The following is a 16,161-nucleotide window of genomic DNA, read 5'->3' as shown; positions in this document are numbered from 1 at the left end:
AGCTTGGGCAGAGGTGCTATGCCTACGGCACCTCATACTGCTACCTACTGCTACGCAATGCTTATGGGAACGGGAACCGCACCGCTTTCTCAAGGCTGGGCAAGGATAGGGCGACCTCAGGGATCCCTCACCAGCACCATCCCGGTCACCGCAGCGCTTTGGCCCAACCGGTCGAAGACCCGCAAACTGACTAGGTAGGAGCCGGGCACCAAGCTTAGGGGAGGACGAATGCGGAAGCGGGTTGTACAAGACACCTCTCCCGACACACAATTCACCTGCGCTGCCGAGAGCGTCTGAACCTCAATCCCCGACCACGACACCTGAAACGCCAGCTCCGCCGGGATCCGGCCCGGCACCGATACCGAAACCCCCAGCTCCAAAAAGCCGTTCCGATTCACCACAGAAGGAATATCGCTGCTGGTGATCAAAGGCGGCAGCGGAGTACTGGCCGTCAGCGCATCGGCACCACAACCGACCAAGGCCACACCCAGCAGGCCCAGCACCCATCCCCAAGGTTTGGATCCCAGCTTCATCACAGGGTTCATCTGAAAACTCACCTTCTCAGTATAGAGGGTGGGGGCAACAGAGTTAGTGTTGGTTCTGGGAAAAGCTAAAAATTTACACTACAGATAGTGGCGAGCTGGATTTTCATCCAGACCATCTGCTACAGTAAGGCCCATAACCTGTCGAGCAGCCTGGATATGGAAGGGGAAGAGGAGCTAAAAGCCTTGCGGGCGCGGGTGCGCAACCTAGAGCGATCCCTCGCCGAATCGGAAGCGCTGTCATTGCAGCAGATTGAGTGCATCCATCGCCTGGAACATCAACTGCTGGAAGCACAGGCCCAGATTCAAGAGCGGGATCAAGCTTTGCAAGCGTGTCAAGAGGAGAAAGCGCGGCTGGCCCAGCGCCCTACCCCAGAGGCTTTTCAGCTTCAGCAACAGCACATCGAAGAACTGCAGAATCTCCTGTGGGAAATGGAGCGCCGTCCAACGCTGGAGCACTACCACATTCTGCAGCAGCAGTTGCAAACCAGTCAGACGGAAATTGAAACCCTCAAGGCGGAATTGCAGCGGCGCGTCGATCCGGCCCGATTTTACCAACTGCAGCAGGAGCTCCTGGAGCTGAAACAGCAGGCCAACCAATTGGGAGAATACGCCGTCAAGTTGCCGCAGGTGCAGCTTTTGCAAGCCCAACTGCAGCTCCGTGTACAGCAGCTAGAGGAGGAAAAAGCACAATTGCAAGCGCAAATCCAAGAGTTGGCTGCTCGACCTTCTGCCCAAGAACTGGAAACCCTACGGGCGGAGCTAGAGGCTGCCCACCGCCAAGCGGAAGCCGAATGGCAGCGTTTGAAGACCCATCTGGAAACCGAAAAGGCACACATGGAAGCTGACCTGAACACTGCCCGGCAACGTATTCGCGAATTGGAAGAGCGCCCTACCCCAGAGCAATGGGCACACTTGCAAGCGGAGCTGGATCATCTGCGCCAACAGGCCTCTTTTGCCAAGGCCGAGCGGGCCACCTTGCTGGAAGAGCTGCAGCAGAGTCAGCGGCAGCAGGCCGAGCAAGCCCAACAGATTGCCAAGCTGGAAGCGGAAGCAGCCCAGGCCGCCCACCTCAGGGAGACAGAGTCCTCACAGGCGCAGCGAATCCTTGCCCTGGAGGAGCAGGTGCAGGCTTTGACCCGCGAGCTTGGTGCTTTGCGAGCCGAGCGGGATCAGCTCATGCAAGAGTTGGCCCAGCGTCCCACCCTTGCCCAGTGGCAGGAAGTTCAGCAGCAGGTGCAGGACACCCGAGAAAGCCTGGAAGCAGCCCGGCGGGGGCGAGAACTGGCCGAGGCCCATCATCTGGTCAGCCAAAAGCAAATCGAGAAGTTGCAGCAGCAGGTGATGGCTTTGAAAACCGAGTGTGTGCAGGCCCACGCCTACGCGCAAACCCAAGAAAAGGAAGTGGCCCTGCTGCAGCAGCGCAATCAAGAACTGGAAGAGCAACTGGCCACACTGCGTCAGTCGGCCTCCGCTTCCCCTCAGCCAGCGGTTGTCGAGCCCAGGTCGAATCATCGGGCCCAGGAACGGATTCCTGCCGCGGCTGACGAGTCTGCTCCTTCCCCGGCCACCACCTGGAGAACACCCACCCCAGGGATCCCGCCGCTCACCCTGGACGAGCGGGAAGAAAGTGCCCCGCTCGGCTGGCGCCAACGGACAGAAAGGCTCCTGAAACGCTCCGCTTTGGCCGCTTCACGGGCAGGAGGGGAAACGGGCAGTCGCAACCGGATTGAGTTGCCGACTTTTGTGCAGCGGCGGCCCTACTGAGCGCTCCATTCTCGGGGATCCAACCGTTCTCCAGCTTGAAAACGAGGCCAAGCCCAGCGCAACAGGGCTCCCAGCTGGGCATGAAACCGCTCTGGGGCAAATTGCAGAGCATGGGCCCGAATCCGCTGCGGATCCCATTCCTGTCGATCCGCCTGCCGCAGCCCTTCCACCAGCGCTTCCACACTGGCCTCGGGAATGAGGATGCCGGTTTGGCCGTGGATGACCGTCTCTTGGGCACCTCCCCGGTTGAGGGCAACCACGGGGCGGCCGCAGGCCTGGGCCTCCACTGCCACTAGGCCAAAATCCTCCTCCCAGGGGAACAGCAGCAGCCGGCAATTGGCTAGCAGTTCCCGGAAACGATCGGGGGGCTGATGGGGCAAAAACTCCACCTGCGGCCCCGCCAGTCGCTTGAGCCGAGCCAGCTCCGGCCCTTCGCCCACAACCAGCAGCCGACGACCCAGCCGTTCACAGGCGGCAATCGCCAGATCCACCCGTTTGTAGGGCACCAGTCGGCCTGCCACCAGGTCATAATCGGCGCTGGGATCCGCCACCGGCTCCAACCCCTGCAGCGGAACGGGCGGATAAATGACCACAGCCTCGCGGCGATAGAGCTTGGCAATGCGGCGGCGAATGTGCTGGGAGTTGGCGATCAACAGATCTGGACGTTGAGCTGCCAGAAAATCCCATTGGCGCAGGCGGTGCAGCAGCCATTGGCTAATTGTGCCAACAGGCCCGCTTCTCCCCAGCCCTTCTCGCTGCAGATACAGCTCCCGGTTCTCCCAGAGGTAACGGGTGGGGCTGTGGATGTAGCTCAGGTGCAGGGTAGAGGCTCCCGTCAGGATCCCTTTGGCAAAGGCGTGGCTGCTGGAGATCACACAGTCATACCCCGAAAAGTCGAAGCTCTCGTAGGCCAACGGCATCCAGGGCAGCAGATACTTGAGGCGGGCGTGGTAGTCAGGGCGCAACACCCCCAGCCACTTGGCCCAGCCTTGCAAAAAGGAGGTGTGAATTGTCAGCTCCTGCCAGCTCGGCGGCAGGGTGTGAGCGGAGAAGAGACTGACGTAAAGGGGGGCCTGTGGGGCAAAAGCCACCAGCTCCTGCAAAACCTTTTCCGATCCCCCCGGCCGGATCAGGTACTCGTGCACCAGGGCCAGGCGCTCAGGCCAAGCGGGATCCCGGCTGGGAAGAGTGGGGACAGCCACAGGAAGGGATCCCCAAAGCTCAGGCACGGTCAGGACTTGGCAGAGCGGCGCTTTTTGCCAATTGGGCCGCTCACCTGCTTGGCTTTCTCGTCGATCCGCTCATTGATGTAGTTGTAGATCTCGCGGAAGCGAGGCAGGGCCCGCATCTCCAGGCGACTGCCGTCCTTGAGGGTGAGCACCATGTCTCCCCACACGCCCAAGCCACGGGGCACCATAACCACCTTGGCAATCTCGCCGTAGATTACATCTGAGCGCTCCTTGCCGCCCCATCCCCCAATCACGGTGATGCGACGATTGGTAATCCGATAGTGTACCCACAGCTTACGCACCAGTGCCCCCACAAACAGAGGCAAGCCGACAAGTGTAGCCCCAATGAAGGAGTTCAACACCAAATCGCCACTGTGGGGGCCGCCCTCAAAAAAAACCTCCTCTTGCACCGCCATGCAGAGCACCGTCCGGTTGTTTAGAGTGTTGCCGTTAACGATCTTAAACGATTTCTCAGCTTTCCCCAACTGGGGCTAACGGCAGGTTCGGGATTGGGTCAGCCTTCGGACGGCTTGTAGGGAACGGCAGGTGGCCAAGACCAGGTAAACAAACAACACCATCACCACCACCGCCACCGCTGCGGCTCCGGCATTACCCAGCCAGCCCCACCCTTCCAGCCCCGTCAGGGCCACCAAAGCCCAAGAAGCCGGGTGCAGCATTCCCCCCAACAGGAGAATTTGCGAGAGCATTTGCCCAGCCGTAAAGCGGGATCCCAGCACCACCAGGGCCAGTCCGCCGCCGATGTTGATCAACCCCATGTTGCCTAAAAAGGCGTAGCAAATATGCCAGGCGTACTTTTGTTTGGGCACCTCCTGCCAGAGGAGGGGCTCGGCAGGGATCCCCGAAGCCTCCTGGGGGGCGAGCGGCAACGGCTGAACTTGGCTGAGGATCCAGCCGAGGACAATGGCGGCAACCAGCATCGCCACGCCCGCCTTCACGTTCAGCTTGCCGGGGATGGTTAGCTCGGGGTGGGCCAACATCGCAGATCCTCCTGCAACCCGTCCTAGCCTATCCTGTCTTTGCCCCAAATTGGCCAACAGCCTCAATCCCTTGGATAGAGCAGTGTGCCGCAGCGCTTGCAGAATTGGGCATCCCCATCGTGTTGGGAGAGGCCACAGCCTGGGCAGGCCCACTGTACCGAGTTGCCGCTTTTTACCAGTTGCTTGATCAACTCCCCCACTTGCCAAGGGATCAGGGCTATGCCCGTCAAGATCATCAACACTGTCAGCAGCCGGCCCAGCTCAGAAGTGGGGGTGAGATCCCCAAACCCCACCGTGGTCATGGTAACGACGGAAAAGTAGAAAGCATCCAAAAAGGTGGCAAAAGCGCCAGGATTCACTGGATGTTCTACCTGGTAGATCAGCCCAGAGTAGACGAAAACAATGGCAAAGAGGGTGAAGAAAATGCGCAGCAAAATGCGGCTATCGGCGGAGATCACTTGCCCAAACAGGGTTTTGCCCTCCACCAAGCGCAGCAGCCGCAGGATGCGAAACCAGCGCAAGAGGCGGATGAAGCGAATATCGGTTAGCCCGGCAAAAAAGGGCAAAATGGCCAGCAAATCGATGAGTGAATAGAGGCTGAAGACGTAGCGCAGCTTTTGCGGGGCCGCCGCCAGGCGGAGCAGATATTCCACCACAAACAGGCCGAGAATGAGGCGATCCACCCGCTCCAGCCAAAGACGTACCTCAGGGGGAATGGGATAGGTTTCCACCACAAAGAAGGTGGATGAACAGAAAACCAACACCGCCACCAACAAATTCACCCAGCGGCTTTCCGGGGTGTCTTGATCCCCCCAATGGCGCTGAAGGATCCCGGAACGGGCAAGATCGAGATCAGTTGGGGTGGGGGCCTGTGAGGGTACAGTGGTCACAAACAGGATCCGGCTGGGAAGATATCGAGAGAGTTTCCTTTCAACGCCCATCAGGCGCATACTAACTAAGCTAATGGAAACTAGCTCACAGAGCGAACTTCCCCTAAGCAAACGTCCAGGCTTTGGGTGTTAATTAGGTGTTGAGTCGATGTTGCCTCCTATCGTACTGGCCTCGCAATCCCCTGCCCGCCGCCAATTGTTAAAGGCTGCCGGGATCCCCCATCGCGTTCAACCCAGCTACTTCGACGAAAGCCAAATCCAGAGCTCTAATCCGGTGGAGCTGGTGCAGAAGCTGGCCTCGGCGAAAGCCGAAGTGGTGGCGGCCCAGCAACGGGAGCCCGTCTTGGTCGTGGGGGCCGACTCCGTGCTCTACCTAGATGGCGAGATCCTGGGCAAGCCGGCCAATGCTCTGGAGGCGGAACGGCGCCTGCGGCAAATGCGGGGCGAAGTGGGAGAGCTCTACACAGGCCATGCCTTGATTGACACGAAGCAGAACCGCCGCCTCACCCACTATGCGGTGACGCGGGTGTTTTTTGCCAAGCCCAGCGACGAGGAAATCCGCGCCTATGTGGCCACCGGTGAGCCGCTCAATTGTGCTGGCTGTTTTGCCATCGATGGCCGCGGCAGCCTGTTTGTGGAGCGGATCGAGGGGTGCCCCGGCAATGTTATCGGGCTGAGCTTGCCCCTGCTGCGGCGCATGATGCAGGAGTTGGGCTATTCCCTCACAGATGCTTGGAGCTAGCCGTCGAGGTGTTGCTTGAGCAGGTCGTTGGCCAGCTTTGGATCTGCCCGTCCCTGAGTTTTTTTCATCAATTGCCCGACAAAGTAGCCGAAGAGCTTGGTTTTGCCCCCCCGATACTGCTGCAGTTGCTCGGGGTTTTCTGCCAGCACCTCGGCGATCATCTGCCCCAGCAGAGCGCTATCCGAGATTTGGGTCATGCCCTTAGCTTCCACCAGGGCGCGGGCCGATCCCCCTTTTTCCAGCAGTTCCGGCAGGATCTCCTTGGCGATTTTGCTGGAGATGGTGCCCTGCTCGATGAGGCCAATCAGCTCGGCCAGGGTTTCCGGCTTCAGGGCAATGTCGGGATAGTCCAGCTTGTGGGTGTTGAGGTAGCTGGCGATGTCGCTCATCATCCAGTTGGCGGCTGCTTTCGGGTCGGCACCGGCGGCGATCACGGCTTCAAAGTATTCGGCGGTGTTGCGTTCATCGCTGAGGTAGCGGGCATCGTACACCGAGAGGCCGTACACCTCCTGATAACGTCGCCGCTTCACACCGGGCAATTCCGGCAGCTCTGCCTGCCAGCGGGTTTTCTGCGCTTCGGTAACGCGAATGGGCGGCAGATCGGGCTCGGGGAAATAGCGATAGTCGCTGGATCCCTCTTTCTTGCGCATGCTGATGGTGCGCTGGCTGTTTTCTTCCCAAAGGCGGGTCTCTTGCACGATCCGCTCGCCCGCCTCCACAACCTTGACCTGGCGGTTGAATTCGTACTCGATGGCCCGTTGGATGGCGTTGAAGGAGTTCATGTTTTTAATTTCCACCTTCGTGCCAAAGGTCTCGCACCCCAGCGGACGCACCGAGATGTTCACATCACAGCGCAGGGATCCCTCCTGCAGGTTGCCATCGCACAGCCCGGCATAGCGCAGGATGCGGCGCAGCTCTTGCACATACTCGGCTGCCTCTTCCCCGCTGCGGATGTCCGGCTCGCTGACGATCTCGATGAGGGGAACCCCCGCCCGGTTGAAATCCACCAAAGAGTAGCTGGATCCCGATAGGCGGTCGCTGCCAGCGTGGACCAGCTTGCCCGCATCTTCTTCCATGTGCAGACGGGTGATGCCGATGCGCTTGGTACGACCGTCGCTGAGCTGGATCTCAATCCAGCCGTGGGTAGCAATCGGCAGGTCGTATTGGGAGATTTGGTAGTTTTTGGGCAAGTCGGGGTAAAAGTACTGCTTGCGGTCGAACTTGCTGTAGGGGGCAATGGTGCAATTCAAGGCCAAACCCGCTTTGACCGCGTACTCCAGCACCTTTTCGTTGAGCACCGGCAGGGTGCCGGGCAGGCCCATGCAGATGGGGTCAATCTGGGTGTTGGGGGGAGCGCCAAAGGCTGTCGCGCTGCTGGAGAAGATCTTGGAGCGAGTGCTGAGCTGGCAGTGAACTTCCAGCCCAATCACAGCTTCGTATTGCACTTTGGCGGGGGCAGCAACAGTCATGGGATAGGAAAAACTGGCGGTGTAACCATTCTAGTGTGACCTTGGAGGGATCCCAGCTCACAGACAGTTTCTGGGGACGGCAGCCCAGAACCCAGGACGAGGCCGGAGCAGCCCAGCTTGAAGCAGATCCTCAGAACAGCGAAACTTCCTCAAACGGTAGGGCGAATCTCAAAAGTGGGTAGACCTTCCGGCGGCTCGGAACGTTGCTCAATGGCCTCCACAACCGAACCGGGGCTGCCCTGTTGGCACCAGCGCAGCATGGCCTCCACCGCAGCAGGGGATCCTTCAAAAACGGCCTCGACGCGACCATCCCGCAAGTTGCGCACCCAGCCGCCAACACCGGCATTGCGGGCCATGGCTTCGGTGTGGGCGCGAAACCCCACCCCCTGAACCCGCCCCCGTACCCAGACGTGAACGCGAACCCTGTCACTCATGCCGACGGGGATCCCTCCGTTGTGCTGCAGGGTTCTGGCGACTCGGTCGGCTCCTCCGGAGTCTCTGAGGTCTGCCGATCCAGCCACCCCACAAGAACGTTGACCAGGGCAACCAAGCCTAGGAGCCCCAGCGAGATCCCACAGGCATACCCAATCGCTTGCCACAGCACGGAAGACATGAACCCAACCTCACGAACGCTTGTGCAGAGGATCCCACCCTTCATGCACCGTGACATCCTCCCGGCGCTCGTCCTACGGACAGAGCGCGGGCCACCCTTCCCGTCAGCAGGACGGAGTCCTTACCTCGCGGCTGGGCATTCCTGCCCCACGCCACTTGTCTGGGTCTACAACCCCCGACAAAACGACTGGACAGGTGGTTCCCCTTCCCCAGCCTCCCTGGCTACTGCCAGCTTGCAAAACAAGTCTAATCCACAGGGAACGGTGCATCGGCAGGCAGGATGGACTCCTGCACCCAGGAACCCCTGTCCACCGGACAAGAGCAAGAGGCATCTGGATCAATCCGGTACTTGTAGGTTACCGCCAGCATAAGTAGGTTTTACTACAGATTTCGCTCAACAGATTTCGCTCAGAGGTATGGCGGGGATCCCTGTATCCCGGTGCTTACCCTGCGGGTAGAGTGCAGGACTGATTGCCCCTGCACCCCCGTTAGTTACCGCTAGCTACACCGCCGGGAAGCCCCGCCCTCTATTAGTTAGTGGCTAGTGAATAGTGAATAGTCACTATCCACTAACCACTATCCACTATTCACTATCCAGGGTGAGGGTCGGGATGAAAGGCGGGGACATGATGTTTTGTCCTTACTGGTGCCATAAAAAGTAGCGGGGTTTTATACACTGCCGCTATAGACATCAAGTACAGGGGCGGGGCATCCCGTCCTTTTCGCGTTAGCGGGACGTAGTCCTTAAGCCCAGGAAATGTCCTTTTCGCGCTAGCGGCGCGGAGCGCTAACCGGAGTCACTGGGAAGCCCGCACTCTCTCGCTTTAGCGGCGCGGAGCGCTTTGCATCAACATGAGTGCGGGAGTATGTCACTTAAAATGACTACACCAGTCTTGTTCAGCACCAATCTATTGGGTTAGCGCAACACCAGGGCTAGAGCAGTCCCTTGGGATCCCGTCTCGACCAACCGCAAGTCCCCCCCGTGGGCCTGCAGGATGCGCCTGGCGATATATAGCCCCAGACCTCCTGAGCCGGTTGGGTAGTGGTGGCCGGCAATGTGAATGGGCTGGGTCACGTAGGGTTGGGCCAACTCTTCTAGGGGAGCCGGCAAGCCGGGGCCATCATCCTGCACCTGGATCTGGTGGGGGCTGACGATTAACACCACCGCATGGCGTGCGTAGCGCAAGGCGTTGTCCACCAGATTCACCAGCGCCCGCTCCAGCTCTGCCTCATCGGCGTTGCCCCACCCTTCTCCTTCGACTCGCAGATCGATCCCCCGCTCCTGGGCCAGGGATCCCATGCGCTCGGCCACCTTTCTGGCCAGGGATCCCAGATCGCAAGGCCGAGGATGCAACTCGATCTCTCCCCGCTCCAGGCGGTGAGCCTCCACCATTTTCTGCACCAGAGAGAGATTGTGTTGATTTTCCTGCAGGATGCGATCCAGCAGAGCGCGACGTTGCTCCGGCTCGAGCTGTTGATCCTGTTTAAAGGCGCTCAGCAGGTGCCCAAAGGCGATGAGGGGGGTTTTGAGGTCGTGAACGAGGGTAGCGGTAAAGGCTTCTCGCCGCATTTGATCGATCTGGATCTGGCGCAGCAACTGGGCAAAAGCCTGCCGCAAGATCAGGGCTTCCTGGGGATCCCCGGGGCGGAGCAGCAGATTCCAACGGGCGGGCTGGTTAATCAAGGTTTCCAAATGAGCCAACTCGCGGGCCAGCAGGGTGAGGGGGCGCAAAATCATGGAGGACAGAGCATAGCCCACCACCGCCGATAGCACCGCCAGCAACGGGATCCACAGCAGCAGCAGGAGGATCCCTTCAGTGCTGAACTGCGTGTCGGGCCAGATCCACTGCACCGACAGGATGAAAACCAAGTTGGGGACAAACGAAAGGCTGGCAATGACCAATGCCACCTGGGTGCGCAGGCTGTGGGGAAAGCGGCGGCGCCAAAACTCAAGTAGGCGGAGTGGTTGCTGTTTCAAACTCGGTGTGCTCGCTTTGACAAGACCTGCTTGAATAGTGAACCAACCGTAGGCAAAGAATAAACATCCCCTCACGGTCAAGGCTGAAGAGTTCTTTCCTAGGTCTTAGAATGACCGTTATGTCTTGAGCCACTTCATCCCCATGAATAAAGAAGGATGCCGTAACCCCAGCTTTTAGGATACCCAGCTACCCCATTCTTTAGAGAAGCCGCGCCGTATTCCGGTTGGCAAAGCTGTGGACATCACGGCAAAGAAAGACAGCTTGATCCCCAGGCGTAACCAACGTTGAGCAATCATAGTCGTTTCAGGTTAGGGTGAGGCACCTGGGCCATTGAGAAAAGCCTTTGGCCGCATGCATTATTGCTCGGCAACGCTGACGCGACGACGCGACCAACGTTTTGGGTGTAGTGTCCCAGTTTGGGTCAAAGGACTACAAGTTCAACAGATTCAACAGATCAAGATCGAGGGGCAGAGCGGAGCTCTCAAGCTCCTGAGGCATGAAAAAACCTCTGGGAGTCTGTCCGTGTTTCGACCCCAGAGGCTTCTTCTCTTCACTCCTCACCACTATTGAGCGTAGCCGCCCTTTGAAAGGCTGTCAAGCACTTTCCCATTGGGGTTGGCGTGTGGGAAATTGGGCCAGGGTGGCGCTGCCGTACAGGATCATCTGCTGGGGCTGCAAGTTCACCCGATCGACCCGCAGCTCAGTGCCTCGCAAGGCGAGCCGATCCAAATCCAGAAGCTCATTCAGGCAGCGTACCAAAGCTTGGCTCAAGGCTAGCTCCTCTTCTGTACCGCTTTCAAACACTGGATCTGTAAAGCGGATGCGACGCCGCTCCAGCACCTCAACCTGGGCGGAAAAACCGACGCAGAAAGCCCTGGCTTCTCCCTGCTGTACATTTGCCTGGAATTGCAGTCGCCGCGCCGGGGTGATGCTGATATGGACGTGATGGAAGGATAGGGGGCTGCCATCCTGTCCCACCAGGGCCAGCCTATTCAGCACAAAAGGTGTGTTAAACGATTGCGCCAGATCGTCTTCGCTCAGCACCACGCGCATTGTGGCCTGTACTGGCTGGCGCAGCTTGATCTTCCCCTGCCAAATTTGGCTGAAATCGATGGCCACCGCATTGCAGAATAGCTCCAGAGCCGAAAGCCTCAGGCCGTTGTACATCTGCAGATGCTGGCCCAACAGTTCAAAGCTGTCGATACGACCCTGCAACAATTTGGCAACAGGCTCCACTCGCACGCGCGCCTCCAGCCGCTCTGCATGCTTAAAGAGGGCACGAATGGCTGCGCCTACCCCTCGGCTAACCCAATCGACAGCCATGGGATTCTGCAGGGAAAGTTGGGGCAGGAGTCCTGTAGCCATGGGAAAAGGTAAAGAGCGCCTACAGGGATCATAACCAACCATTAAGAAAAGTTACAACCTCCGCCGACGGAGAGGCTGTTCTCTCAGGAGTAGGTGCGTCCCTCCTGCATAGCCGAGCGGGCCACGGCTGCGATCCCCTGGTCGGTGGCGCGGGGCAGATGAAAGTACCGTCCGCCCGCCAATTCCGCCAGCTCGGCGCTGAAGCCGGTGGTTACAAAGCGGCTTTGGGAATCGATCAAAAGCAGCTTCAACCCCAGGGCGCGGATGCGCAGGGCGATCTCCCGCAGCTCTTGCTTGAGGTCGATGGGATCCGCTCCCAACTGGCTTTTGCTGTCGCTCCGTCCCAAAGAGCGGCTGAGGGGGATGTTGCCCCGACCATCGGTGAGGGCCACCAGCATCACCTGGCCCACGTCGCCGGCAGCACGGGCATTGACTCCCATGCGCACGGCTTGGGTGAGGGCATGGGCGAGAGGGGATCCCCCGCCACAGGGCAGGGATTCCAGACGGTGGCGGGCCAGCTCGATGGAGCGGGTGGGGGGGAGCAACACTTCGGCAGTTTCCCCACGAAAGGCGATGAGGGCCACCTTGTCACGGTTTTGGTAAGCCTCGGTGAGCAGGCGCAGGGCGGCACCTTTGGCCGCTTGCATGCGGTTGAGGGCCATGGAGCCGGAGGCATCCACCACAAAGATCACCAGGGCTCCGGCCTTGCGAACCAGCTTTTTGGCGCGGATATCGCTCGGCTCCACAATCACGCTACGTCCCGGTTGCCGCTGGCGGCGGCTTTTCTGATAGGGGGCAGCAGCTCGCAAGGTGGCATCGACGGCAATGCGGGGGTTGGATCCCTGGGGCAGGATGGGCTTGACGTAGCGGCCTCGGTCGGCGCTGAACACCAGGCTGCGGGATCCCGTTTTTCCCTGCTGGTTGAGGGACTGGGCAAAGGCCAGCAGGCGCGGGTCCAGGGCCACCTGCTCAGGATCGAAAAAAAACTCCTGCGGCAGGCTGAGGCTTTCCGGCTGGGGATCCGTCTCCTCCTGGTCCTCGCCGGTGTCGTCGGAATTGCTTGGGGAAGGATCGGGTTGTTGGGATTGGGGTGGGGGGGGAGGCGGGGGCTGGTCGGGGTCGTAACGGGCGCGGGGCAGCAGCACCAGTTGCACAGCCTGCTGCAGATCCTCGGCCAACAGGCGATCCCGTCCTTCCAGAGCTGCCAGGGCACAGGCGGCTCGCAGGGCAAATTGTTCTCCCCGGTGCCCTTGGACGTTGCCGCGGATGGCCTCCTGCACCAGGTAGAGGAGCTGTTCCCGCTGCGGCTTGACCTGGGGCAGCCACTCCCGCGCCAGGAGGATGCGGGTGCGGATTTCCTCCAGTTCCGCCTGGTGCTCGGCCAGGAAGGGCTCGGGAGCATCGACAAATTGCGTTGCCCGTTGGACAATTTCCCCTCGCTCTTCTAGGCTCAGCTCCTGCCCCACCGGCACCACCAGTGCCAGGCGATCCAGCAGGTGGGGGCGCAGGGATCCCTCTTCGGGGTTGTAGGTGGCCACCAAGAGAGGCCGGCAGGGGTGTTGCAGACTCAGCCCCTCCCGTTCCAGGCGGTTGACCCCATCCCCCACCACCGTCAGCAACAAGTTGACGATGGCGTCGTCCAAGAGGTTGATGTCATCCACATAGAGCACGCCCCGGTGGGCAGCAGCCAGGAGCCCTGGCTGGAAGACCGTTTCCCCCTGCCTGATGGAGGCCTCCACATCGACGGATCCCAGCAGCCGATCTTCGGTGACGCCCAGGGGAACCTGGACAAAGGGGGGCGATATCACTTGGGTGGGCGGCACCTCTCCGGCTGGGTAGCGAGCCTTGGCCCAGTCCGACCAGGTGTCCGGTCGCGCCGGATCGTCGTTGCAATAGGATCCCGCAATCACCTCGATGGGCGGTAGCAAGGCGTGGATCCCTCTGGCCAAAACCGACTTGGCGGTGCCGCGAGGCCCCACCAGCACCACACCCCTTAGGCTGGGATCCACTGCTGCCAGCAGCAGAGCCAGCTTGGCCGCCTGTTGCCCCACTACAGCGGTGAGGGGAAAGGTACAAGGAGCGGATAGAGTTGCGGATCCCATGGTTGGCGGGTAGGCTTGGCGAGCAACGGTTCAATCGAGCAGATTCGCAGCGGAGCGGGAGCTGTACACCCCAGTCTATCGCTTGAGTGCTCCGCACCGCCTTTGCAACTGAGATTTTCTGGGGAGCATGCCTCTAACCCCCAAAACCCTGAACTTTGCTGAATTTACTGAGCTTTAGGCGGTTTGGCAAAAGTCATTGAGAGGGATATAGTAGACCAAGTTTCCCCCTGATCCTTGAGTCCACCGCAACGGTTGCCGGGAAGTGAAGGGGGAAAGCGCTCGGGGGGTATTCCTCAGGGCTTTGCGGGATACCGCCTTCCTGCTCACAGATAGGCAGGATGCGATCGCTTCTTTCCTGAACCATGTTCAGGAGAGTTCAGCGTGAATGTATCAGGTTCCAAACCGGCTCCAGACAGTTCCCCAAGCCCTCTCCCAAGGGGAAGGGGTAGGTCGGAATCAAGGCCACCAATGGCCTACGGCGACTGGGAATACCCCTGGTGAGCCGCCGCTGTTTGGTGGTCATCTTCTGTTCAAAATGGGCATCACTTCAGCGGGTTGCAATCATCACGTGTTTGGTGATTTGGTAGTCGCACACCGCTTCTGCCGAGAGATCTTTGCCAAATCCCGATTGCTTAAAGCCGCCATGGGGGGCCTCAGAGGCAATGGGAATATGGTCGTTGATCCAGACGGTGCCGAACTCCAGATCGGCGGCCAACCTCATCGCTCGTCCGATGTCTTGAGTCCACACAGAAGCCGCCAGCCCGTATAGGACGTCATTGCCCAAGCGTAGCGCTTCCGCTTCTTCGCGAAACGAGCCGAGCGTGAGAACCGGCCCAAAAACCTCACTCTGTACGATCTCCGCTTTTTGATCGACATTGGCAATCACCGTGGGTTCATAGTAGTAGCCCTGGGCAAGCTGGGAAGGGATCCGACCGCCGGTCAGCACCTTGGCTCCCTCTGCTTTGGCCCGCTCCACAAATCCCATCACCCGCTCCCGCTGGGCTGCTGAGACCAAAGGCCCCATCTCCACTCCCGCCTCGAAAGGGGATCCCACCGTTACTTTGCGCATGGCTTCTACAATGGCCTCTTGCGCCTGCGCCAGCTTGCTCTCGTGCACATAGACGCGGGTGGCTGCCGTACAGTCTTGGCCGGTATTGACGGTGGCAGCAAATGTGGCCTTGGCAGCAACGGTCTCTACGTCCGCATCCTCGAAGACGATAAACGGCGCTTTGCCCCCCAGTTCCAAATGCACCCGCTTCAGGGTATCTGCCGCTGTCCGCATCACCTGCTTGCCGGTGGCGGTAGAGCCGGTAAGGCTGACCATGCGCACCTGGGGGTGCTCCACCAGGGCTTGGCCGGTGGCATTGCCTCCGGTAACGATATTGACTACCCCGGGCGGGATCCCAGCCTCGGCGATCAGTTCCCCCAGCATCAGGGTGGTCAGGGGGGTGGCAGGAGCGGGCTTGAGCACCACCGTACAGCCGGCGGCCAGAGCGGGGCCGATCTTCCAGACGGCCATCATCAGCGGATAGTTCCAGGGGGTAATTTGAGCGCACACCCCCACTGGCTCTTTGCGAAAGAGGGAGGTGTAGCCCTTGGCGTATTCCCCAGCACTAAAGCCATGGATGTCGCGGGCGGCGGCGGCGAAGAAACGCAGATTATCCACCGCAAATGGCAGATCTCCCCCCAAGCTGAGGAACTCGTAGGGCTTGCCAGTGTTTTCCGATTCCAAGCGAGCCAATTCGGCGGCGCGAGCTTCGATTAGATCCGCCAATTTCCAGAGGGCCAGGGATCGCTCGCCGGGGGTAAGTTTCGACCAACGGCCATCGTAGAAAGCGGTCTGGGCAGCTTGCACCGCCCGATCCACATCGGCAGGGCTGGCATCCACCACCTCTGCCAGTTTCTCGCCGGTGGCCGGGTTCTCGATGGTCATCAGGCCCCCCCCTTGGCTATCGACCCATTGGCCGTCGATCCAGAGTTTGTAGGCCATAGCGATGTCCTCAACAGCTTGGTGAAATGGCTCTCCCCATTGTGCCGAATCTTTTTGGCTCGGCTTGAATCATAAGCTTCATTCAACTTTGGCAACTTTGGGGTGCAGAGATGGGATCCTTTGGGATTGGGATGGCCCAAACGGCTATTCGCAAAGCGGGCCGTAGACTGTGGCCAACGGCGCACTGGTGAGGATCCCGCATCTGCTAACTAACGGAGGTGCAGGGGCAATCAGTCCTGCACTCTACCCGCAGGGTGAGCACCGGGATACAGGGATCCCCGCCATACCTCTGAGCGAAATCTGTAGTAAAACCTACTTATGCTGGCGGTAACCTACAAGTACCGGATTGATCCAGATGCCTCCCAACAAGCCGCTCGCGGTAGCGGGACGGAGGCCTTGCTGTTGGCGTGGCTGGAGATTGGCCGGGACGTATACAACTACACTTTGCCGGAAATCAACGAGTGGATAGCATCTTG

Annotated in this window: 14 protein-coding genes; 2 read left to right on the top strand and 12 right to left on the bottom strand. The window is 59.8% G+C overall.

Translation table 11 applies throughout. The annotated features are described in order from the left end of the window. Positions 1-116: 116 nt before the first annotated feature. Entirely contained in the window at positions 117-545 is a 429-nt protein-coding gene (locus tag ACVW0B_RS05755) for a hypothetical protein (RefSeq protein ID WP_457491177.1), read from the bottom strand. A gap of 87 nt (positions 546-632) precedes the next feature. On the opposite strand from ACVW0B_RS05755, the gene ACVW0B_RS05750 reads away from it, so the two are divergent. Continuing rightward, positions 633-2,309 carry a hypothetical protein gene (locus tag ACVW0B_RS05750; protein ID WP_457491176.1) on the top strand — a complete coding sequence of 559 codons (1,677 nt, stop codon included), beginning with the start codon at positions 633-635 and terminating at the stop codon, positions 2,307-2,309. Here the strand turns inward: ACVW0B_RS05750 and ACVW0B_RS05745 are convergent. From ACVW0B_RS05745 to ACVW0B_RS05730, 4 genes are all read right to left on the bottom strand, one after another. Continuing rightward, positions 2,303-3,511: a glycosyltransferase gene (locus ACVW0B_RS05745; RefSeq protein ID WP_457491175.1), complete on the bottom strand. Its 1,209-nt coding sequence runs from the start codon at positions 3,509-3,511 to the stop codon at positions 2,303-2,305. The genes ACVW0B_RS05750 and ACVW0B_RS05745 overlap by 7 nt on opposite strands. A gap of 29 nt (positions 3,512-3,540) precedes the next feature. Further along, positions 3,541-3,954 (bottom strand): PH domain-containing protein, encoded by a 414-nt coding sequence (locus ACVW0B_RS05740; RefSeq protein ID WP_011432347.1) that lies wholly within the window; start codon positions 3,952-3,954, stop codon positions 3,541-3,543. A gap of 75 nt (positions 3,955-4,029) precedes the next feature. Next, positions 4,030-4,536: a hypothetical protein gene (locus ACVW0B_RS05735; RefSeq protein ID WP_011432348.1), complete on the bottom strand. Its 507-nt coding sequence runs from the start codon at positions 4,534-4,536 to the stop codon at positions 4,030-4,032. 62 nt (positions 4,537-4,598) lie between these two features. Further along, positions 4,599-5,426: an ion transporter gene (locus ACVW0B_RS05730; RefSeq protein WP_457491174.1), complete on the bottom strand. Its 828-nt coding sequence runs from the start codon at positions 5,424-5,426 to the stop codon at positions 4,599-4,601. A 148-nt stretch (positions 5,427-5,574) separates the two neighbouring features. On the opposite strand from ACVW0B_RS05730, the gene ACVW0B_RS05725 reads away from it, so the two are divergent. After that, positions 5,575-6,168, top strand: a complete 594-nt coding sequence (locus tag ACVW0B_RS05725) for a Maf family protein (RefSeq protein WP_414412897.1) — start codon at positions 5,575-5,577, stop codon at positions 6,166-6,168. Here the strand turns inward: ACVW0B_RS05725 and gatB are convergent. The 7 genes from gatB to ACVW0B_RS05690 form a co-directional block, all read right to left on the bottom strand. Then, positions 6,165-7,637: an Asp-tRNA(Asn)/Glu-tRNA(Gln) amidotransferase subunit GatB gene (gatB, locus tag ACVW0B_RS05720; RefSeq protein WP_457491173.1), complete on the bottom strand. Its 1,473-nt coding sequence runs from the start codon at positions 7,635-7,637 to the stop codon at positions 6,165-6,167. The genes ACVW0B_RS05725 and gatB overlap by 4 nt on opposite strands. Positions 7,638-7,786: 149 nt before the next feature. After that, complete coding sequence (locus tag ACVW0B_RS05715) at positions 7,787-8,071, bottom strand: acylphosphatase (protein ID WP_414351467.1); 285 nt, start codon at positions 8,069-8,071, stop codon at positions 7,787-7,789. Then, positions 8,068-8,250 carry a hypothetical protein gene (locus tag ACVW0B_RS05710; protein ID WP_041436250.1) on the bottom strand — a complete coding sequence of 61 codons (183 nt, stop codon included), beginning with the start codon at positions 8,248-8,250 and terminating at the stop codon, positions 8,068-8,070. Before ACVW0B_RS05710 ends, ACVW0B_RS05715 begins: the two co-directional genes overlap by 4 nt. 915 nt (positions 8,251-9,165) lie before the next feature. Then, positions 9,166-10,227, bottom strand: coding sequence for a sensor histidine kinase (locus ACVW0B_RS05705; RefSeq protein WP_457491172.1), 1,062 nt, complete (start codon positions 10,225-10,227; stop codon positions 9,166-9,168). Between the two features lie 595 nt (positions 10,228-10,822). After that, positions 10,823-11,551, bottom strand: coding sequence for an LmeA family phospholipid-binding protein (locus ACVW0B_RS05700; RefSeq protein WP_414418363.1), 729 nt, complete (start codon positions 11,549-11,551; stop codon positions 10,823-10,825). 125 nt (positions 11,552-11,676) lie between these two features. Beyond that, on the bottom strand, positions 11,677-13,695 hold the full coding sequence (bchD, locus tag ACVW0B_RS05695; protein ID WP_457491171.1) for a magnesium chelatase ATPase subunit D: 2,019 nt from the start codon (positions 13,693-13,695) through the stop codon (positions 11,677-11,679). Between the two features lie 547 nt (positions 13,696-14,242). Next, positions 14,243-15,685: a gamma-aminobutyraldehyde dehydrogenase gene (locus ACVW0B_RS05690; protein WP_457491170.1), complete on the bottom strand. Its 1,443-nt coding sequence runs from the start codon at positions 15,683-15,685 to the stop codon at positions 14,243-14,245. Positions 15,686-16,161 lie beyond the last annotated feature (476 nt).

Source organism: Thermostichus sp. MS-CIW-23, from assembly GCF_054059455.1.
This window is presented reverse-complemented; position numbering and strand designations above follow the sequence as displayed.